Here is a 19,546-nt window from a genome sequence, read left to right as displayed (position 1 = left end):
AGGAACCGCTCCGCGAGCTATCGGCTGTGCGGAGAAGAATGATCATCGACGGTGGGACGCGGCGGTGCGGCGTGAGTGCGTTGCTCGGGCCTCTTGCCGTCGCGGAAGGGAGGCCGCCGAAGCGATCGCTTCAAGCGGATAGGAAATACGAGGGCGGTTTGTTGGTGCAAGCGATCGGTAAGTGGCACAACTCCCTGTGCCGGTGTGCTGGCGCTGTGGGACGCCGCTGGATTACCCCCTCACTAGAGGGGCGATCCCAAGCCGCGAAGGGCCGGCTAGCCCCGACAGCGAAGGCTTCAGTCTATCGCCCCGCGGCGGCCGGTTCCAGCTTCTGGGCAACGTTCTTGGCCAACGAAATCCGCTATCAGGGTGCCGATAGCGACGCTGGCACCCTCTCAGAGGGGTCGTGCGGGCTAAAGCGACCTTGCCGGCCGGCCCGATGGTTGAGAGGGGGGGCGCGGACGCCACGAGCGAATCGTCGGCCGCGCGCCCGCACCAGCATGGCTACCCGTTTTCTGTGATTACACCACGAGTTGCTGCTTGACGAACGAAACCCCAACGAACGCCGAGTGTTTGGGATACTTGCTGGTCCACGAAGAGCCCGAGGGGACCCTCGTGGGGGGGTATCTCTTGGTCTGCTTAAGGGGCCGACCGATCGAGTTCCACTGCACCGAGCCGGTCCGAGCCACCCGCGCCCAACAGATCTTGTTTGGACCAACGCTGCGGTCTTACCTGGTTGCGGAAGTAATCGGTCAGACGTTGCTCGGGGCGGCCTCGCGGAAGCCCGCTGTTTTGCTCGTCGAAGAGCCGGCTGCTTTGCCGCTAGCTTCCAGCGGGGAGACCCAGGCGGTTCTGCTCGCGAACGTCCCGCGCGAAGAGCTGCCCGATGCTCTCGAAAATTATCTTGGCGGCGATCTCGCCGAGCCCTTCGAGCGGATCCGAGAAGCGATCGCCGAAACACGCCGGCTGGCCGTGGAGAGCACGAATCGTGACGCTGCTTGATACCTCCTTGGAGACCTCGTCGTGTGATACTTCGGTGCCGTTGACCGAACACCCGGTGAGGGTTCACTCGTTTGCCGCCACGGTGCTCCGCTCGTCGGCAGCGCTCGTGAGCGGAGCGTTGGCCGAAGGCGTGGAGAGACCCCCGATCCGCGCACCGCGGGTCGAATCGCTCGCGCTGGCTGCCGCGCTGAAGCCGGCGGTTGTCTCGCTCGCGATCGAGACGCCCCGAATAGGCGTCCGCCGCGTCATGTTTGCTGAGCCCTTGGCAACTCGCAGTGCGCCGCCCGTGCGTCAACGCCGCAGCGCCGATCCCGCAGCGGTTGCGAACGACGCGGCGTCCCCGGCACGCCGGCGGACGCGTGTTCGGCCGCCGCGCGACGCGATTCGGCTGGAAGATCGGCTCGCCTGCCTGCTGCAACCGCCGCTGGAAGCGCTGCTGGCGGCGGAATCGCTCCGCTTTCCGTTCGAGCCGTTCGATTATCAGATGGATGGCGTGGCGTTCTTGTACCCGCGGCGGCACGCTGTGGTGGCCGACGAAATGGGGCTCGGCAAAACGATGCAGGCGATCACGACGATCCGCTTGCTCGCCAAGTCGGGCGAGGCCTCACGCGTGCTGCTGGTGTGCCCTAAGCCGTTGATCCCCAACTGGCGCCGTGAGCTTGCGACCTGGGCCCCCGAGCTGCGTGTCACGACGATCGAGGGTTCGCCCGAACGCCGCCGCTGGGCGTGGGACCAGAACGACACGCTCGTTCAGCTGGTGGGCTATGAAACCCTGGTCCGTGATCGCGATCTCGCGCACCGTGCAGATCGTCGTTTTGACCTCGTGCTGCTCGACGAGGCGCAGCGCATCAAGAACCGCAGCGGCGCAACTCACGCCGCGGTTTGTGGATTAAACCGCGACCGCAGCTGGGCGCTGACGGGCACACCGATCGAGAACTCGATCGATGATCTTGTGGGGATCTTTGAGTTTGTTTCGCCCGGTACGCTACGCCCCGGGATGCGTCCGCGGCAGGTGGCCGCGGCGGCGCGCGACGACGTGCTGCGGCGCACCAAGGAACGCGTCCTGAAGGATCTGCCGCCCAAGCTGATCCGCGACGAGGTCATCAGCTTGTCTCCCGAACAATCCAGCACGTATCGCCGCGCTGAGGACGAGGGCGTCATCCGCCTGAAGCACCTGGATGGAGAACGCGAACTCGCGATCCGCCATGTCTTTGAACTGGTGCTGAGACTCAAGCAGATCTGCAACTTTGACCCCCTCACGGGATCGAGCTCCAAAGCCGAACGGCTCGAGGCCGAGCTCGCGGAGTGCCGTGCCAGCGGACGCAAGGCGATCGTGTTCAGCCAGTGGGTCAACACGCTCGATCGGCTCACCGAGCGCTGCGCCGAGTTCAATCCGGCTCGCTACGACGGCGGCATGTCGACCGCCCGCCGCGAGGCTGAGCTGGTGCGCTTCCGCGAACAGGCCGACTGCAGCGTCTTGCTGATGACCTACGGTGCCGGCAGCGTGGGGCTCAACCTGCAGTTTGCGGGCTATGTGTTTCTGTTTGACCGCTGGTGGAACCCGGCGGTCGAAGACCAAGCAATCAACCGCGCCCATCGGATCGGTGCTTCGGGACCGGTCACCGTGACGCGGCTGCTGTGCGAGGGAACGCTCGAAGAGCGGATCGACACCATCCTGCGGGAGAAGCGCGAGCTGTTTCGGAATGTCTTCCCGGGCGACCTCTCGCCCGCTTCGGCGGGGCTCTCACGAAACGAGCTGCTTTCGATCTTTAATCTGAGCAAGAAGTCCGCACGAGCCGCGGCCTGAGCGATTGAGCAAAGGGGGCGGATCAAGCGGATTGCGGAGGCGTGAGAAGCGCTGCGGCTGGCGCGGGTTGCGAGCCAGGTAACACGGAAACAATCGCCAAGATTGTTCGCACCAACCACGCACGACACGCCTGCGCGGCAAGACTTTCGCATGACACGGCCCCGCGGTCGTGCGACGGATGCCCGCTGCGGAGGCGTGAGAAGATGCTCTCAATCCGAAACCGATTGCTGTGCTGTGTAGCGATGGGCTTGGGGGGGCTCACGATCGATGCGGCGGAGGTTCCGTTCTGGCAAGATCCGGTCGTGACCTACACCAACGGCATGCGTTTGCCGTCTACCACGTCGCAGCGGAGCCACAACGTTTACTGGCAGTGCGATCCGGGCCATCGCGGCTACTGCGACTGCCGCTTGTACGGACCGTGTCGCAATGAACTTCGTCAGCTTGGAAGCCGGGTTGAGAACGGCTATCGCCTACCCTACGGAGCGGCACCGGGCCCGGTCGTCAATCATGAATTATTCGCTGCGGACGACGCCGTCGAGCCCGCCGAGGGGCAAAGGCTGGGAGTGATCCCGTTGGACCAAGCCAACACCCCGCGGCTGAGCGTACCGACCGCAGCGGTGCCACAAACCCCTGCCGGTAGCGTTTGGCTAGACGCGCTGCAGTCGCTCGGCAACCAATCGCTTGAAAATCAAACGCTCGGCACTCCGGCAGTCGCAACGCCTACCCCGTAGGTAGAGCGGTGCCGCCGGCCTAGCGTCACACTCACCGCTAACCGTTACAGCTTGACGCGCCGGGCCTGGAAACTGGATCCAGCCGCTCGCGGCTGCAACTCAGGCTGAACTCCCCTGTCACCGTTGGCCGATCCCTTAAGTGGGAGGGCGAAACACGGCTCGTGTTTTGCTTCAGGACAAAGGTCATGGCAGGGCGACGGATCGGCCTGCCATGACCTTTTTTTATGCGCTGTACGCAATTTTAGCGCTCTGCGGATTAGGCAGATCGGCGGTACCCGCTGCTTGGATCAGAGTGTCTCGAGCAGAGCCTTGGCCTGTTCTTTCTGCACGAAGATTCCCTGATCGTTCGTCATTGCCGATTCGAGCAGCTTCTTAGCGTTGGCTTTGTCGTTACGCGCGGCGAGCATCTTCGCAAACAGATAGCTGCCGTCCGGGCTGAGCGAGCCACCCTGGATCGCGTTGCGGAGGGCGTTGGTCGCCTGCGCACCCTGACCGTTCTGCAGCAGAACCCACGCTAACGTGATGTTCACGTCGGGGTTGTTCTGGTGGAGCTGCGCCCCCATGTTCGCAAATTGCAAAGCACGCTGACGATCTGCCTGGTCGGGTGACTCGACCAGCAGTTGGGCGAGTTGGTTCAGCACATCGCGGTTAGATGGAGCTAGGCTCAGCGAACGCATCAGATAGGTTTCGGCGGTCTTGAGGTCACCCTGCATGCGAGCCGCGACACCGCTCAGAAGCCAAACATTCAGCGAGTCGGCGTTGGACGCGCGGGCCTTGGTCAGCACCATGTCGGCTTCGGCCATGTTGCCCGCCTTGATCAACGCCTGAGCGTAGGCAACCAGGGTCGTCTCGTTAGCGGCGTCCTCGGCGAAGGCCTTCTTGAAAGCCTCCATGGCTTCGGCTTGCTTGCCGAGTCGGCCGTACATGAGCGCCGCAGAAACAAAAGCGTTGGGCGTATCGGCGTTGAGCTGCTTGGCCTTTACAAAGGCCTCGTAGCCCTCGCGCGGACGATCGAGCATGAACAGTGCTTGTCCCAAACGCGACTGAGCCGCGGCGTCTTCAGGGTCTTGCTCAATCCAGGTGCGGAGATCGGACTCGGCTTGTTCCCATTTCTCGCGGCGTGATGCGATCTCGGCGCTGCCCCGATAGGCACGGATGATGAACAGCCGCTTCCGCTTGGCGTTGTTCTCGTAGGTTTCGATCAGCTTGGCCGCTTTGTCGAACAAGGCCTCGGCCTCAATCGTGCGACTCCCCTGCAGGGCGTCTTCGGCCAGCAGCAAGTAGGGTTCGGGATCGTTTGCCGAGTCTTCTTGAACGGCTTGTTCAAGCGCCGGCCGGACCGCGGCACCGTTGCCGGACAGGCCCTGCATCTTGGCCATCAGCACGCCCACGGGGGCCAGCTTCGGGTTCTTCTGGACGGCCCGCTCGAGGAACGTGCGCGCGCTCAGCTGGTCGCGGTTGTTGAACCGTTGGATTGCCTCGGCGATGTCGTTGTAGCGGCTGTCACCCGGTGCGGAGACGCTATCGCCAATGAGGTTCTCGGGCGTGAGATTGGTCTCGGCTTGTCCGTAGACGGGGCCCGAACCGACCAAACCAAGGCCAAGTAGAAGGGCGGGAAGGGCAAGCCGAGTGGCGAGCGAGCTGGTCATAAAGGGGTTCCTCGGGCAAATCCGCGCGGGCACGCGGCCGGTTTGTGGGGGGGAAGTGCTTGTTTTTATGCGGGACGGCTTCTAACGGGGGGCGGAGCGACTTGTGCCTGCTCGTGACTCACCGCAGGGGTGCGGCCGGCCGCAATGGTGGGGCCAGGCCGCCAGCGGTCACCTGCGGCTGGCGTGTAGGTCTATGTCTGAAAAGGAGTTATGCCGCGCGTCGGCAGACTGCTAGGTCGCGATCGCGACGGGCGAAGTTCCCTCTTCCTGTGCGGCGAAGCATACCGCATGCGGCCGGTTCTCACAGTCCCGCGGTACGGAGGTTGCGTAATTGCTGTGTGCGGACGTGGCTAGCGACCACGGCGGGCACAGCCTGCCAGGGGCCAGCAGCGGTTTGGTGGTGACCGGGCAACGACGTTGACCGCCTCGCGAGACCGCTATAAGCTTTGGCTAGACAAATACTTACGAAAAAATGGAGCAGTCTGCGACCGGTGCCCTTACGCCGGTGCGTCGTCGGCAAGCTTCCGGAGCGCGCTCTGAGAGCCGCGGTGTGTGCGGCCCCTTCGGTCTGCCAACCCGCTGCCGAAAGGGCAGCCAGGGGCGACGTTGCCCCGGCCGGGGCGATAGCGACGCCTGCCGAGGCTCGCTTAGACCGCTCTTTTTCCTTCCTCAACGTTAGACCCCACCAAGATATGGCCATCCTCGAACGCATCTGGGAAATCCTCGGGGCGATCGTCAACGCGCTTCTGGGCCGCTTTGAGCGGTCGGTCACCGGCATCTTTGGGTCGGCCAACGCTCGCTACATCAAGCGGCAGCAGCCGCGGGTGGACGCCATTAGTGCGTTGGAGGCCAAGTACAAAGCGATGAGCGACGAAGAGCTGCGCGATCAGACCAAACGCTTCCGCGAGCGGCTCGCCGCCGGAGAAACGCTCAACGACTTGCTGGTGGAAGGTTTCGCGGTCTGTCGCGAGGCCGGCCGGCGCTACTTGGGCATGCGCCATTACGACGTCCAGCTGATCGGCGGCATGATTCTGCACGATGGCAACATCGCCGAAATGGTGACCGGTGAGGGCAAGACGCTCACCGCCACGCTGCCCGCCTATCTCAACGCGCTGGCCGGTTCGGTCCATGTGGTTACGGTCAACGACTATCTGGCACGCCGCGACATGGAGTGGATGGGCCCGCTGTTTACCAACCTGGGCCTGACCGTCGGAGCCATTTATGCCGGCATGGAGCCCGATGAACGACAGACGGCCTACGCCTGCGACATCACGTACGGCACCAACAACGAGTTCGGCTTCGATTATCTGCGCGACAACATGCGGCTGGCGGCGCAAGACGACGACCGCTTCCCCAAACACATGCAGCAGGCCCAGGGCAAGCTCTGCTATGCGATCGTGGACGAGGTGGACAACATCCTCATCGACGAGGCCCGGACCCCGCTCATCATTTCCGGTCCGGCGCAGGACGACATCACCAAGTATCAGAAAGCCGACCGTGTTGCGCGTGCGCTCAAGAAAGACGTGCACTTCGAGGTTAAGGAGAAAGAGCACACGGCTCACATGACCGAGGAAGGCGTCCGCGAGGCGGAACGCCAAGCCGGTGTCGAGAGCTTCTACACGGCCGGCAATATGCAATGGCCGCACCTGATCGATAACTCGCTGAAGGCACATTACCTTTATAAGCGTGACGTGAACTACGTGGTTCAGGACGGTCGTGTGGTGATCGTTGATGAGCACACGGGCCGCTTAATGGAGGGGCGCCAGTGGTCCGACGGCTTACATCAAGCAGTCGAGGCCAAAGAGGGCGTCACGATCAAGCAAGAGAACCAAACCCTCGCCACGGTCACGCTGCAAAACTTCTTCAAGCTCTACGACAAGCTCAGCGGCATGACCGGCACCGCGCTCACCGAGGCCGGTGAGTTTTGGAGCATCTACAAGCTGGACGTGATCGGTGTGCCTACCAACCGCGCCATGCAGCGCGTCGAGCACCCGGACGTCATCTACTGCACGGAGAAAGAAAAGTTCGTCGCGATCGCAGATGAGATCGAGCGATTAAGCAAACACACCACGGTCGAGCTAACCAGCGGCGATTGGGTTATCGGCAAGCTGACCAGTGAGACGGACGAGGCCATCGAGATCGAGCTTGAGGGCAAGAAAGAACGCCGCTCGATCCCCCGCGCCAAGGTCCGCGACATGCAGAAGCCGGGCCGACCGATCCTGGTCGGCACGGTGTCGATCGAGAAGTCGGAGCGGCTCTCGCGGTTGCTCGAACAGCGGGGCATCAAGCACGAACTGCTCAACGCGAAGCAGCACAAACGCGAGGCGGAGATCGTGGCTCAGGCGGGCCGCAAGGCCGCCGTCACCATCGCCACGAACATGGCCGGTCGCGGCACCGATATCGTGCTGGGCGGCAACCCCGAGACGATGGCCTGGGCCCAGCTCCAGGAGAAGTACGAATCGCGCCTCGACGTGCCCAACGAAGAGTGGGACGAACTCGTTGATCGCATCGAGCGCGACTACGATATGAAGGCGATGGGCGAAGAGGTCAAGGAGCTCGGCGGGCTCTACATCGTCGGTACCGAGCGGCACGAAGCCCGTCGGATCGACCTCCAGCTACGCGGCCGCAGCGGTCGCCAAGGCGACCCGGGTTCGAGCCGCTTCTATCTGTCGCTTGAAGACGACCTGATGCGGATCTTCGCCGGCGAGTGGGTCAAGGGCATGCTGACCCGGCTGGGAATGAAAGAGGGCGAAGCCATTGAATCAAAGATGGTCACGCGCCGCATTGAGGGAGCCCAGAAGAAGGTCGAGGAGCGCAACTTCGAGGTACGCAAGAACCTGCTTGAGTACGACGAGGTAATGGACGAGCAGCGGAAGCGGGTTTATGGCTACCGTCAGCGCGTGCTGGACGGCGTTAATTGCCGCGAGCTGCTCCTCGATGCGATCCGCGAGCAGGTCGAGAAACGTCTCGATATGCTGCTCGAACCGCGCTACGGCGTGGAGACGTTCGCCGCGGCGGTCGGCTCGGCCTTGGGCGTGCCCCTGGACCCGCGTGACTATCGCAACCTGAGCTTCGAGGAAGCCGACCGACTGGCTCACGACGAGGCCGAGCGCATGGCCGAGTCGCAGATCTTCGACGCGATCGAAGAGAATCTGCCAGCCGACGAAGAGGGCGAGTGGAATTGGGCCGCACTGGCCAAGTGGACCGACGCCCGCTTTGGCATGAACCTGCGCGACCGCGACCTCAAAAAGATCGGACGCGAAGACCTCTCCGAGCAACTGATCGCCAAGGCCCACGAGGCGATAGCCAAGATCGACCTGAGCGACGCCGCCCGCTTCCTCGCGTCGGACTTCGGCTTGAGCACAGCGTGCGGCTACCTGCGGGATAAGTTTGGGATCGAGATCACGCCCGAGGAGGTTAGCGATAAGGACACCGCACAGATCAAGCAGCTGGCCTTCGAGCGTGCCGAGGCGGCCTACGATCAGCGCGAAGCCGAGTACCCGGTGATGGTGGGGCTGTACCGTTTTGGCGGTCGCACGCAAACCCTCGATCGCGATGGTCTGATCGAATGGGCAGGCCGCCGCTTCGGTGTCGAGCTCTCCGCCGAGGAGTTCCGCAGCAAGCAGCGAGACGAGATCTGGCGCGTTCTGGTCGCGCACAGCCGCACATGCAATCACAACGCACAGGCGATCGCCGGCGAGGGCGCATCGCGCGTTGAGAAGCTGTTTGCGGGCAGCGATACCGAGACGGAACTCGCCACGCTGGGGTCGGTTGCGGGGCTGAACGGCAAGCTTGATGACCTTGTGAGCTGGCTCAGCAACAAGACCGGCACGCCGATCGACACCGAAGCCCTTAAGCGGCTTGACCGCGATGCCGCGCAGCGCAAGGTCTCGCAGGTGATCGAGGATCGCTTCCGTCCCGAGATGCGCCGCATGGAGCGGCAGCTGCTGTTGCAGATTCTTGACCAGGGGTGGAAGGAACACCTGCTGGCGATGGACCACCTGCGCAGCAGCATCGGATTGCGGGGCTACGCGCAGGTGGACCCCAAGGTGGAGTACAAGCGCGAGGGGATGCGCATGTTCGACCGCATGTGGGACTCGGTCGGCAGCTACGTCACCGATTTAGTGTTCCGCATGGAGCAGCTCGACGAGCAGTTTGTCGGTAGCACCTGGGCCGACGCGCAGGCCAAGCACGAATCGGCACCGTCGGGCATCCAAGCCCAGCAAGAAGCGGCGCTGGAGGGCTCGGATCAGCCCACCGACCGCAAACCCGAACCGATCCGCAATCACGACGACCGTGTGGGCCGCAACGACCCGTGCCCCTGCGGCAGCGGCAAGAAGTACAAACAGTGCTGTATGCGCGCGGGCTCCGCGGCGTAAGAGCTCGTTCTTTGATTCTCATGTCTCGGGCGGTGCCGAATGCCTCGTTTTCGATTGTCCTTAAGAGCATCGCTTCTTGGCGTTTCGGCCCTGGGGATCCTTCTAGCGCTGGCAACCATCAACGCTCGGCAACTTCAGCGGATCGAAAGACTTGAAGAGCGGCTGACAGCGCTAGAAGCCGAGAGCGTGCTTGTAATCTCAGAAGGCTTCTTATCGAGTGTCGGCATCCCGATGGAGGTGGATCGGGCGATGCAACTGGATGCCAACCGAACTGTCAGGCGCTAGAGCCCCACAAGTTTATTAATCGCCCCGGGGAAAGGATTCCCATGCCACGTCCACTCGGCTGGTTGCTGAACGCCGTTTACGCCTGCGCGTTGATTCTGGCGATGCCATGGATCGCGTGGCAGGCATGGCAGACTGGCAAATACCGCGACGGCTGGCCGGAGAAACTCCGCGGCCAGGTTCCGCGGCGTGAGGGTCAGCGCCTGTGCGTGTGGTTGCATGCGGTCAGTGTCGGCGAAGTGAATCTGATTGGTGTGCTCATCGCGGAGCTGAAGCAGCGTCGGCCCGAGTGGGAATTGTGCGTCTCGACCACGACCAAAACCGGCTACGATCTGGCGATAAAGAAATACGGCACCGACCAGACCGTGTTCTACTGCCCGCTCGACTTCACCTGGGCGGTTGAGGAAGCCATGCGTCGCGTGCGGCCCGACTTGTTGCTCTTGGCCGAGCTGGAGCTGTGGCCCAATCTGATCGCGGCGGCCCAGCGACAAGGTGCCCGCGTGGCGATCTTCAACGGCCGGCTGAGCGAATCCAGCTTCAAGGGCTACCGACGCCTGCGGCCGCTGTCGCGACACGTGCTGGCGCTAGTCGATAAGATCGCTGCGCAAGACGAAGCGACTGCCGAGCGCTTTCGCGAACTTGGCGCCGAGCGTGAGAGAGTCGTTGTTACCGGGTCACTCAAGTACGACGGCGCGCAAACCGAGCGTAACAACCCCCGCACCCAAGCGCTTCACGCGTTGACCGGGTGGGGCGCGAGCGAAACCGTGTGGCTGCTCGGCAGCACCCAGGCCCCCGAAGAAGGGCTCGCGCTGAGCATTTTTTCCGGTTTGCTGCAGGAGCACCCCCAGCTGCGACTGGTGATCGTGCCGCGGCACCCTGAGCGGTTTGACGAAGTGGCGGCGCTGCTGCGGCGTTGCGGCTTGGCTTGGTGTCGGCGGTCGGCGCTGGGCGGGACCGACGCAAGCCAAACCACCGGCAAGCCGCCCGCGGTGATTCTGGTTGACACCATTGGCGAGCTCTCCGCCTGGTGGGGCCTGGCGGATATCGGCTTTGTGGGCGGCAGCTTCGGCGACCGGGGTGGTCAGAACATGATCGAACCGGCGGGCTATGGCGTGGCTACCTGCTTCGGTCCCAACACGCGAAACTTCCGCGATATCGTCCAGACGCTGCTCGCGGCCGATGGTGCCCGGGTGGTGGCAGATGTAGATCAACTCGAAGCGTTCGTCGCCGGCTGCCTTAAGCTGCCCGCGGCGGCTGCCGAACTCGGCCAACGGGGCAGGGGGGTCGTGCTCTCGCAGCTGGGGGCAACCCGACGGACCGGCGACCTCGTTGAGACGCTCGTCAGAGCGGGCGACCATCCGACCGGCAAGCAACGCACGAGTCGTGCCGCCTGACCGGCGGGACCGGTCTCTTAGCGCCCGACGGCTTGCACGTGTTCGTGCTTATCCAGGTGATCCGGGCAGTAACAACACTGCCCCGCGCACTGCGAGCAGTAACGGAAGCGTGTGCGTGGGGCCATGTCGCTGGTCAGCCCGCACACACGGCACTCGTGGCGGATGGCACTGGCGGCGGCGTCCACCTTGCGGCGGAAGTCACGCTTGCGCTTGGCTTGCTTGAAAGTGCTAAAGGCTTGCGGCCCGAAGAACAGCAGAAAGTTGGTGACAGCCGCCGCGATCGTCAGCCTGGTCGACCAGCCACCCGCGACAGCTTGCAAGGCGTAGAGGGCCCAGGTGAACGCCGCCAAATAGCGGGCCTTCACCGGCAAGATGAAGTAGATGCGGATCACAGCGTCGGGCAGCAACGCCGCGAACGCCAAGAAGACGCTCGTTTGGACGTAAGCGCCAGAAGCGGGCCACTCGGGTTCGATGAAGCCCGCCGCCGCCGTGAGCAAGAACCCAAGCGCCAGGTAGACGTTGTACCGAAACGCCCCCCACAGCGACTCGACCGTAGAGCCAAAGTAGTAGAACGCGAGCAGATAGATCGCGAAGAAGAGCGGCGAAAGCAGCGGCGGTACGACCGGGAACGCCAGCAAACGCCAGACCTCTCCCTCAAGCACTCGCGCCGGCACAAGCTGGAGGCGTTCGATAAGTCCCTGCCCGCCGGGACCCATTGCTGCCAGATACATAAACGCCTGCCCGAGAACAAGCAGCAGCGTGAGGTTCGGCACGGCGTAACGGCCGAAGCGGCGTTCGAGCGATTCGAGCGGCTTCATGCGGCGCCGAGTTGGCTCGCGTTGAGGGGGGAGAACGATCGGCTGGAGCGAGGCTCAGCTGGCGTCGGCCGGGGAGCTAACGCCCAACAGCTTGGTCACCACCAAGAACAACACCGCCACTCCGAGCCACATTGCAGGGTAGGCCAGCATCACCGGGCCGCCCATCTTCCAAAAACCCGCGGCACACCACAGAAGAAACAAAATCGGCAGCGAGATCTTGATGCTGGGGAGCATGGTCGTGGCAGGGGAAGAGGCTAAGACGCATTGTCGGGTTACCGGCATTCGGCAAACCCGATTCAAAGTAAAAACCACATCGGTTGGCTCAACGCTTAAGCCTAGCTCGCCCGCCGTCCTGCGGAAAGGCGGCTCGCCGCCTACAATCAGTCGCATGGCCATTATCGAGATCCGCGATCTCCGCAAGTCGTACCGCGTTTACCAGAAAAAGGAGGGGCTTGCCGCTTCGATCCGGGGGCTATTCCACCGCGAGTATCGCGATGTTCAGGCCGTGAAGGGGATCGACCTGACCGTCGAACAGGGCGAGTTTGTGGCGTTCCTCGGCCCCAACGGGGCGGGCAAGACCACCACGCTCAAGCTGCTTTCGGGCGTGATTAGCCCCACCTCGGGCCGCGCGACGGTCATGGGTTATGTCCCCTGGGAACGCTCGAACGAGTACCGCCGCCGCTTTGCGCTGGTGATGGGTCAGAAGAATCAATTGTGGTGGGACCTGCCCGCGGCCGAGTCGTTCCGACTGCACCAGCAGATCTACCGGTTGGCCCCCGCAGCGTTCGACCGAACGATGGCCGAGCTGACCGAGCTGCTGGATGTCGAGGGGTTGCTGAACCAGCCCGTGCGCGAGCTGTCGCTCGGCGAGCGCATGAAGATGGAGCTGATTGCCGCGCTGCTGCACGAGCCGGAGGTGCTCTTCCTGGACGAGCCAACCATCGGTCTAGACGTGATCGCGCAGCACAACATCCAGCAGTTTCTCAAGCGTTACCAGCGCGAGCGTAAGACCACGATCCTGCTGACAAGTCACTACATGAAAGATATCGAAGCCCTGTGCCGCCGAGTGGTGATCATCGCGCAGGGCAGGCTGATGTACGACGGTTCGCTCGCGGGGATCGTCGATCGGTTTAGCGGTCACAAGGTGTTGTCGCTCCAGTTTACCGACGATCAGATGCCCTCCGACCTCGCGCGCTATGGCGAGGTGCTTTCGATCGAGCCACCGAAGATCCGCCTCAAGATCCAGCGTGAAGAAATCGCCAAGGTGCTTTCGAGCGTGCTGGGCAGTTACGCGGTCGCGGACGTCAGCGTTGAAGACCCGCCGCTTGAGGAGGTGATCGCCGACGCGTTCGCCGAGGCGGAAGAGGTCACGGAGTCTCGCAAACTCTTGGTACCATCTACTAGCGTTGAGCCGTGAATCGTCGTGGTGTTAGGCGCTGCAGCGGTTCATGGCGTCTGCGAGACACTGCCGTGGGGCTCGCACGACGGTATCCAAACTAAACGGAAGCCAAGGTTCGAGAGCCGTGAATCGCGGGCGTGCCGATGGCGGTTTGCAGATCGCAACGCCTCAGGTTCATTGAACCAGCTGCCCCCGCGGATAATTTTCAGATCATTAGTGGACGCGCCTTGGGGATCCGTTACCGCGTGTACTGGGTAGGGCTCAAAGCCATCGCGACACCATTCCCAGACCCCGCCGTGAAGGTCGTACAGCCCCCAGGCGTTAGGCAGCTTTGTCCCAACCGGCCGGGAACGCCCTTCGGACAACGGGTAGTACCACCCATAGCTTGGTAGATCACGATGCTCAATATCAGATCCCCACGGAAAACGCGTTGTCGTCCCTGCTCGGCATACGTATTCCCACTCTGCCTCGGAGGGTAAGCGGAAAGCCCCCGTGGCGATCTGGGTCAGGCGCTCGGCGTAAGCAACCGCTTCATCCCAAGTGATGCGTTCTACCGGTAGCTGTGGCGATTCGGTGTAGCGAGCGAAAGTGGATGGATTGTCGCCGGTCACCGCAACCCACTGCGCTTGTGTCACTTCGTACCTACCAACACGGAACGGCTGGGAGATAGTCACGCGGTGTTCGGGTGTCTCATCGGATTGCCGTCCTAGCTCTTCTTTGGGGCTACCCCGAACAAAATCGCCCGCTGGAATTTCGACAAACTCCATTTTTAAGCCGCCGGGCAGCGCAACCTCAAATACGTCAGGTTCTGCCGCAGCGATGCCACTCATGCTAAGCCAGAATAATATCCAGCGGATCATGGTTGTTCCTCAGCTTCGTAGATGAGCCGTAGCCCGATCGCCGTGTAGCGTCGGTTGGGAGCGTGGCGATGACGGTTTGCCGATCGGCAGCTCGGTGGCAGGTCGAACCAGCTGCCGCCGCGAAAAACTCGGCTAGTACCGTTGATTGGGCCGTGCGGATCGGCTGCAGGGGTGGCCGAGTAGGGCCCGTAGTAGTCGCTGCACCACTCCCAAACGCTCCCGTGTAAGTCGTAGATGCCCCACGGATTAGCCGGCTTCTGCGCGACCGGATGCGTTGTTGCCTCAGAGTTATTATTGACCCACGCGTGGCGGTAACTCATCCAGCGCTGGGGGGCTTCGCCGTAAGCAAAGCGTGTCTTGGTCCCCGCGCGACAGGCGTATTCCCATTCGGCTTCGGTAGGCAGACGGAACTTTCCGCTACAGCGCTCGCCAAGTCGCTTGGCGTAGGAGAGGCATTCCTGCCAACTGACCGACTCGACAGGACGTTCCAGCGGGTCACCGCCAGTCGGATCAGGCTGCTGGAAAGCAGAGGGGTTGTTGCCGCCGAGCGCGATCCACTGGCGTTGCGTTACTTCGGTGACGCCCAAATAGAAGGATTTGCTGATCGTAACTTCGCGTTGCGGTGATTCGTCGGGGTCGCGACCAACCTCATCCGCTGGGCTGCCTTGCAAGAAAGAGCCTGCCTCAATCTTCCGAAACCGCATCAGGCTACCGTCCGGCAGTGTTACGACGACTGCATTGTTTACCTCTTGGACCTGCGCGTCTTTGAAAGCGGCGGGGCCCCCCGCATTTCCCCGGGCGGCGTTCAGCACTATGATCAGTTTCGCAAACAACTGAATCAGCTCGGACTGCCGGGGTAGAACAGATTGAGGCACGCTTGCCAAGCCGCTCACTCCCGATCTCTCCACCGGCGTGCCAACAAGAGCGGTTGAGATTGGGGTTGAATGGTCGCGCGTGCGGCGATCTCGGCCGAATCGGCATGCGCTCAAATACAATTGTCGCAGCTTAGGCATACGTTCTTTGGCGCGGCGGTTCATCAAGGATTTGCCCCGAACAATATGAATCGCTGAGTGGGGGGGAGAGTTGCCTGTCCCCCTATCGAGCGCTCCACCGAGCGTAAACCGCGAGCAAGCGGCGTGGCAAGCAACTAATGCCCGGTTCTACCAACCCCACGCCGATGTCCGCCACGCTCTCAACTCAGACCACGCCGACCGCCCGATCGGCTTGGTGGACAATCTTCCGCACCTGTATCGAGGAACGCCTCGTCTATCGGGGCGATTTCGCGTTGGGGACCTTGATGCGGTTCCTGCCGATCGTCACGCAGGTGTTCTTGTGGACCGCGGTTTTCGCCAGCGCGAAAACCGGCGATGGCGCTATCCGCGGGTACACGCGTGACGACGTTGTGGCGTACTACCTGCTGACCATGCTCGGTCGCGCGCTGAGCAGCATGCCGGGGCTGGCCTCGGGCATCGCGGCACAGATCCGCACGGGCGAGATCAAGAAGTTTATGATCCAGCCGATCGACCTGATCGGTTTTTGCCTCGCCGCCCGCCTGGCACACAAGCTGGTGTACTACACGGTGGCGATCGGCCCGTTCGCGTTGGTTTTCTGGCTGTGCGGCGATTACTTTCCCGAGTGGCCCAGTGCGTCTCGCTTTGCGGCTTTTGTGCTCGCGCTGGGCATGGGTTTTGCGCTCGGCTTCTTTCTGGAAGCCACGCTCGGCATGATCGGGTTTTGGTTCCTCGAAGTGAGCTCGTTGTTGTTCGTTTACATGCTGTTTAACTTCTTCTTCAGCGGTCATATGTTCCCGCTGGAGTTCTTGAACGGGTCGCTGCCCAAGCCCCTGGCGGCGGTTCTGGCCTATCAGCCGTTGCAGTACTTGGCGTACTTTCCGGCCGCCGTGTACCTGGGCAAGCTCGACGACGAAGCCGTCCTGCGCGGATTGGCCTTGCAAGCCGGCTGGGTCCTATTCTTCTTCATGACGTGCCGCTGGAGCATGCACGCGGGCATGAAGCGTTACAGCGGATACGGGGGCTAAACAATCATGTCGCAAAACGCCGCTCCCCCTCCGCCGCATTCGTTGCTGGATTATGTGCGGCTGTTCTTCATGTTCGCGCAAAACAGCCTGATCCGCGACATGACGTTTCGCTCGAACTTTTTGATCGAGCTCGTCACGGGGTCGGTCTGGGTTTTTATGAACCTGGGTTTCTACCTGCTGATCTATCAATTCACCGACGCCATCGCCGGGTGGGGCCAGTACCAGTTCTTCGTCTTCATCGCGACGACCATCCTGGTCAACAGCATGGTGCAGGTCTTCTTCATGCCCAACATGCAGGAGCTGAGCGAACTCGTGCGTACAGGGGGGCTCGACTTTGCGCTGCTCAAGCCGATCGATACGCAGTTCTTGCTCTCACTGCGCAAAATCAACTGGTCCTCGGCCGGCAACTTTATTGTGGCGCTCGGCTTGTTGGTCGTTTCTCTCGGGCAGCTGCCCGGACAACCGACGCTGCTCGGGGCCTGCCTGTACCCTTTGTATCTCATCGCGGGAGTGCTGCTGCTCTATAGCGTGATGATGACCCTCGCTGCGACCAGCATCTGGCTCGGGCGAAACCAGTCGCTCTACGACTTCTGGTTCTATATCACGAGCTTCTCGCGTTACCCGATGGAGATCTACGGCGGCTCGACGCTCGGCGACGGCCTACGCCTGGCGTTCACGTACCTGATCCCCATCTTGGTGGTGATCAACGTGCCGGCCCAGCTCATGGCCAAGCCGCTCGACGCGGACTCGGCCTACCTGGCAGGGTATGCGCTCCTGGCCACCGTGGCCGGGCTAACGTTCAGCCGCTGGCTGTTCAAGCGGGCGCTAGAAAGTTACCGCTCGGCGAGCAGTTGACTGCCGCTCAAGTCAGCTGACGCAGCTCACGTGGCAGGGGGAACGAGACGTTCTCTTCCCGCACCAACCGTGGCTCGACCGTGGCAGCGTAATGGTCACGCAGGTAGTCCAGCACCGCTTCGACAACCGTCTCGGGGGCGCTGGCACCGGCCGTGACGAGCACGGTTTGGACTTCCGCGAACCATTCGGGCCGCAGATCGTCGGGGCCATCGATCAGGTAAGCCGCGATGCCCCGTTCTTTTGAGAGCTCAGCGAGCCGTTGGCTGTTGGAGCTGTTTTGGCTGCCCAGCACGAGCGTCAGATCGACTTCCGCCGAGAGCAATGCGACCGCCTCTTGGCGGTTTTGGGTCGCGTAGCAGATGTCCGCCTTGGGGGGGCCGATGATCGCGGGAAAGCGCTCTTTGAGCCGCGCGATGATCCGGCTGGTGTCATCAACGCTGAGCGTGGTCTGCGTGAGATAGGCCAAGTTTTGCGGATCGGCAACCTGCAAACGATCAACGTCCTCGGGCGATTCGACCAGGACGATCGCCTCGGGCGCTTCGCCCATGGTGCCGATCACTTCGTCGTGCCCTTCATGGCCGATCAGCACGATCGTGCGTCCCTCTTTGGCGTACTTGATCGCTTCCAGGTGCACCTTGGTAACCAGCGGGCACGTAGCGTCGATCGCCCGTAGCTGGCGGTTGGCGGCTTGCTGGCGGATCGCTGGCGAGACGCCGTGGGCTGAGAATAACAGCGTTGAGCCGGGCGGGGCTTCATCGATCGCGTTGATAAACTCCACGCCGCGCGACTCGAAGTGTCGCACCACGTACTGATTGTGGACGATCTCGTGGTAGACGTAGATCGGGGCCCCAAAAGCCCGCAGCGCGAGTTCGAGCGATTCGATCGCCATGTTCACGCCGGCGCAGAAGCCGCGGGGGCTGGCGAGCAAAACCTTCATAGGGCATCACAGAGGCGTCGGAGGGGAGTGGTGGCGCAAGAGCGGCCTGTAGCCGGATTCTAAGAACCGGATTCTAGGCCTTCGACGCCACCGCGTCCCGGGTGCCCTGCTAGCGTTTGCGAACCCAACCGCCTGCTTGCTGCGGAAAGCGTTCCAGGTGGGCCGCCACAAACGCGTCGAGCCGCTGGGAATTCACGCGGTGAAGCCGCTGAAACGCCTCGGCCGGCAGCCGGATGGGCTGCAGGTGGGGGACCGCCTCGACGACATAGATGCTGTCATTGACGGCGTCACTGGACATGGGTCGCCCTTTCTCCGGGCCCCCGCAGGGGCGTGAGGTAGATCCGGCGGTTGCGGGCCCTGCGGGCTGGACCGATCGGATCGAGTACTTGCATTACGAAGGACACGCCGCCAGGGTTCGGGTTCGCTCCGCGGAACGCCGCTAGCGGTGCTCCACGGGGCGGTTTCTGGCAGGCCCGTGTTGCCCAGACGCAACACGGATATCGGCAGCCGACGTTGCCCCGTTTCAACATGCCGGCGTATCATTCGTTCGGCGCGTCAAACTGAGCGTCAGTGGGATGATCGGTGCCGAGTCCGTTTCGTTGCAGTCGGGGTGAAAACCTGGCCGATTCAACGCTTCAGACTCATCGCAAGATCGCTGCCCAAGCGGAGTCGTTCCCCCCTTATCGGGGAGAAACGCCCCGCCAACGCAGCGTTCCGCCACATGGAGGCGGGAGTCGCTCAGCCCACCGGCGCGAGCGACAGGTCCACGGATCGGGCCCACAGAGTCGTGGCGACCAAAACCTGGTCGGCACACCCGAGGGGCGGGTGGCGCAAGCCGCCTGCGTACCAGCTGCGAGCGGCTCTCCCGCAGGGGCGAGGCGCTCACCCGATCCGCAAACCGATCCGCACCACCATCAAGAAACGTCGTGCTCTTCCCCCGTGTGGGAAGGCACCGGCGTCACGCGAGCGAGGAGTCTCTTTCGATGCAGATTTACGGTCCGAACCAGGCCCACGGCCCCCAGGCTCTCAAGGGCCCGCACTTCCGCCCGAACTCGGCGACAGGCCCGGCACCCCGGACCCAAGCCCCCGACCAGGTCGAGATCTCGCCCGCGGCCGCCGAGGCCGCCCGCCTCGCCGAGGCCGCCGAAACCCGCGCTGCCGAAAAGGCCTCGACCCCCGTCCGGTCGGAACTGGTGAACCAGCTGCGTGCCCAGATCGCCGGCGGCGGGTACGACACCGCCGAGCGGATGGACGCCGCCCTGAGTCGCCTGCTCGACGAGATCGGCTGAGGCTCCGCCTAAACTCGCGCGGAGCACTTTTGCCAAGCCGCGGAACGCAGCCCGTCATCGCCCCGAGGCTGCTGCGGTGCGCTGCCTTCGCTTGCATCCCTTCGCC

At 62.9% G+C, this 19,546-nt stretch carries 17 protein-coding genes; 10 read left to right on the top strand and 7 right to left on the bottom strand.

The features are described from left to right. Nucleotides 1-540 precede the first annotated feature (540 nt). The 3 genes from Pla111_RS17245 (at nt 541) to Pla111_RS10795 (ending at nt 3,540) form a co-directional block, all read left to right on the top strand. Nucleotides 541-1,002: a hypothetical protein gene (locus tag Pla111_RS17245; protein WP_197524951.1), complete on the top strand. Its 462-nt coding sequence runs from the start codon at nt 541-543 to the stop codon at nt 1,000-1,002. Continuing rightward, the gene (locus tag Pla111_RS10800; RefSeq protein ID WP_197524950.1) at nt 989-2,809 is read left to right on the top strand and encodes a DEAD/DEAH box helicase; all 1,821 of its coding nucleotides are present in this window, start codon (nt 989-991) and stop codon (nt 2,807-2,809) included. Before Pla111_RS17245 ends, Pla111_RS10800 begins: the two co-directional genes overlap by 14 nt. A gap of 203 nt (nt 2,810-3,012) precedes the next feature. After that, the gene (locus tag Pla111_RS10795; RefSeq protein WP_146574236.1) at nt 3,013-3,540 is read left to right on the top strand and encodes a hypothetical protein; all 528 of its coding nucleotides are present in this window, start codon (nt 3,013-3,015) and stop codon (nt 3,538-3,540) included. Nucleotides 3,541-3,827: 287 nt separating this feature from the next. Here Pla111_RS10795 and Pla111_RS10790 read toward each other — a convergent pair whose 3' ends face one another. Further along, nucleotides 3,828-5,189, bottom strand: coding sequence for a tetratricopeptide repeat protein (locus tag Pla111_RS10790; protein WP_146574234.1), 1,362 nt, complete (start codon nt 5,187-5,189; stop codon nt 3,828-3,830). 692 nt (nt 5,190-5,881) lie between these two features. Between Pla111_RS10790 and secA the strand changes: the two genes are divergently transcribed. From secA to Pla111_RS10775, 3 genes are read left to right on the top strand one after another with little or no spacing between them, the layout of a single operon-like run. Further along, nucleotides 5,882-9,568 carry a preprotein translocase subunit SecA gene (gene secA / locus Pla111_RS10785; RefSeq protein WP_146574232.1) on the top strand — a complete coding sequence of 1,229 codons (3,687 nt, stop codon included), beginning with the start codon at nt 5,882-5,884 and terminating at the stop codon, nt 9,566-9,568. A 39-nt stretch (nt 9,569-9,607) separates the two neighbouring features. Then, nucleotides 9,608-9,853, top strand: coding sequence for a hypothetical protein (locus tag Pla111_RS10780; RefSeq protein ID WP_146574230.1), 246 nt, complete (start codon nt 9,608-9,610; stop codon nt 9,851-9,853). Nucleotides 9,854-9,894: 41 nt separating this feature from the next. After that, complete coding sequence (locus tag Pla111_RS10775; protein ID WP_146574228.1) at nt 9,895-11,244, top strand: 3-deoxy-D-manno-octulosonic acid transferase; 1,350 nt, start codon at nt 9,895-9,897, stop codon at nt 11,242-11,244. 17 nt (nt 11,245-11,261) lie between these two features. On the opposite strand, the gene Pla111_RS10770 is transcribed toward Pla111_RS10775, so the two are convergent. Together Pla111_RS10770 and Pla111_RS10765 are read right to left on the bottom strand one after the other, a co-directional pair. Beyond that, entirely contained in the window at nt 11,262-12,062 is an 801-nt protein-coding gene (locus Pla111_RS10770; RefSeq protein WP_146574226.1) for a hypothetical protein, read from the bottom strand. A 54-nt stretch (nt 12,063-12,116) separates the two neighbouring features. Beyond that, nucleotides 12,117-12,296 (bottom strand): hypothetical protein, encoded by a 180-nt coding sequence (locus tag Pla111_RS10765; protein WP_146574224.1) that lies wholly within the window; start codon nt 12,294-12,296, stop codon nt 12,117-12,119. 154 nt (nt 12,297-12,450) lie between these two features. On the opposite strand from Pla111_RS10765, the gene Pla111_RS10760 reads away from it, so the two are divergent. Further along, a complete protein-coding gene (locus tag Pla111_RS10760) occupies nt 12,451-13,479 on the top strand; it encodes an ABC transporter ATP-binding protein (protein ID WP_146574222.1) in 1,029 nt (342 codons plus the stop codon). A gap of 29 nt (nt 13,480-13,508) precedes the next feature. Here the strand turns inward: Pla111_RS10760 and Pla111_RS10755 are convergent, their stop codons facing one another. Both Pla111_RS10755 and Pla111_RS10750 read right to left on the bottom strand, forming a co-directional pair. Continuing rightward, on the bottom strand, nt 13,509-14,321 hold the full coding sequence (locus Pla111_RS10755) for a formylglycine-generating enzyme family protein (RefSeq protein WP_146574220.1): 813 nt from the start codon (nt 14,319-14,321) through the stop codon (nt 13,509-13,511). Next, nucleotides 14,318-15,133, bottom strand: a complete 816-nt coding sequence (locus Pla111_RS10750) for a formylglycine-generating enzyme family protein (RefSeq protein ID WP_197524949.1) — start codon at nt 15,131-15,133, stop codon at nt 14,318-14,320. Before Pla111_RS10750 ends, Pla111_RS10755 begins: the two co-directional genes overlap by 4 nt. A 338-nt stretch (nt 15,134-15,471) precedes the next feature. Between Pla111_RS10750 and Pla111_RS10745 the strand changes: the two genes are divergently transcribed. Both Pla111_RS10745 and Pla111_RS10740 read left to right on the top strand, forming a co-directional pair. Continuing rightward, nucleotides 15,472-16,359 (top strand): ABC transporter permease, encoded by an 888-nt coding sequence (locus tag Pla111_RS10745; protein WP_315851486.1) that lies wholly within the window; start codon nt 15,472-15,474, stop codon nt 16,357-16,359. A 6-nt stretch (nt 16,360-16,365) separates the two neighbouring features. Further along, nucleotides 16,366-17,214 (top strand): ABC transporter permease, encoded by an 849-nt coding sequence (locus Pla111_RS10740; RefSeq protein WP_146574216.1) that lies wholly within the window; start codon nt 16,366-16,368, stop codon nt 17,212-17,214. A gap of 7 nt (nt 17,215-17,221) precedes the next feature. Here the strand turns inward: Pla111_RS10740 and ispH are convergent, their stop codons facing one another. Continuing rightward, nucleotides 17,222-18,151, bottom strand: a complete 930-nt coding sequence (ispH, locus tag Pla111_RS10735; RefSeq protein ID WP_146574214.1) for a 4-hydroxy-3-methylbut-2-enyl diphosphate reductase — start codon at nt 18,149-18,151, stop codon at nt 17,222-17,224. Between the two features lie 109 nt (nt 18,152-18,260). Further along, a complete protein-coding gene (locus Pla111_RS10730) occupies nt 18,261-18,449 on the bottom strand; it encodes a hypothetical protein (protein WP_146574212.1) in 189 nt (62 codons plus the stop codon). Between the two features lie 685 nt (nt 18,450-19,134). On the opposite strand from Pla111_RS10730, the gene Pla111_RS10725 reads away from it, so the two are divergent. Continuing rightward, the gene (locus Pla111_RS10725) at nt 19,135-19,440 is read left to right on the top strand and encodes a flagellar biosynthesis anti-sigma factor FlgM (RefSeq protein WP_146574210.1); all 306 of its coding nucleotides are present in this window, start codon (nt 19,135-19,137) and stop codon (nt 19,438-19,440) included. The last annotated feature ends 106 nt before the right edge of the window (nt 19,441-19,546 follow it).

The organism is Botrimarina hoheduenensis (genome assembly GCF_007859815.1).
Classification (GTDB): domain Bacteria; phylum Planctomycetota; class Planctomycetia; order Pirellulales; family Lacipirellulaceae; genus Botrimarina; species Botrimarina hoheduenensis.
The sequence above is the reverse complement of the archived record's forward strand: the minus strand, read 5'-3'. Positions and strand labels throughout refer to the sequence as shown.

Coding starts and splice junctions, on each gene's coding strand:
- Pla111_RS10780 (WP_146574230.1), top strand. CDS start 9,608: ATGCCTCGTTTTCGATTGTCCTTAAGAGCATCGCTTCTTGGCGTTTCG.
- ispH (WP_146574214.1), bottom strand. CDS start 18,151: ATGAAGGTTTTGCTCGCCAGCCCCCGCGGCTTCTGCGCCGGCGTGAAC.
- Pla111_RS10725 (WP_146574210.1), top strand. CDS start 19,135: ATGCAGATTTACGGTCCGAACCAGGCCCACGGCCCCCAGGCTCTCAAG.
- Pla111_RS10745 (WP_315851486.1), top strand. CDS start 15,472: ATGCCCGGTTCTACCAACCCCACGCCGATGTCCGCCACGCTCTCAACT.
- Pla111_RS10765 (WP_146574224.1), bottom strand. CDS start 12,296: ATGCTCCCCAGCATCAAGATCTCGCTGCCGATTTTGTTTCTTCTGTGG.
- Pla111_RS10760 (WP_146574222.1), top strand. CDS start 12,451: ATGGCCATTATCGAGATCCGCGATCTCCGCAAGTCGTACCGCGTTTAC.
- secA (WP_146574232.1), top strand. CDS start 5,882: ATGGCCATCCTCGAACGCATCTGGGAAATCCTCGGGGCGATCGTCAAC.
- Pla111_RS10775 (WP_146574228.1), top strand. CDS start 9,895: ATGCCACGTCCACTCGGCTGGTTGCTGAACGCCGTTTACGCCTGCGCG.
- Pla111_RS10790 (WP_146574234.1), bottom strand. CDS start 5,189: ATGACCAGCTCGCTCGCCACTCGGCTTGCCCTTCCCGCCCTTCTACTT.
- Pla111_RS10770 (WP_146574226.1), bottom strand. CDS start 12,062: ATGAAGCCGCTCGAATCGCTCGAACGCCGCTTCGGCCGTTACGCCGTG.
- Pla111_RS10755 (WP_146574220.1), bottom strand. CDS start 14,321: ATGATCCGCTGGATATTATTCTGGCTTAGCATGAGTGGCATCGCTGCG.
- Pla111_RS10740 (WP_146574216.1), top strand. CDS start 16,366: ATGTCGCAAAACGCCGCTCCCCCTCCGCCGCATTCGTTGCTGGATTAT.
- Pla111_RS10795 (WP_146574236.1), top strand. CDS start 3,013: ATGCTCTCAATCCGAAACCGATTGCTGTGCTGTGTAGCGATGGGCTTG.
- Pla111_RS10730 (WP_146574212.1), bottom strand. CDS start 18,449: ATGTCCAGTGACGCCGTCAATGACAGCATCTATGTCGTCGAGGCGGTC.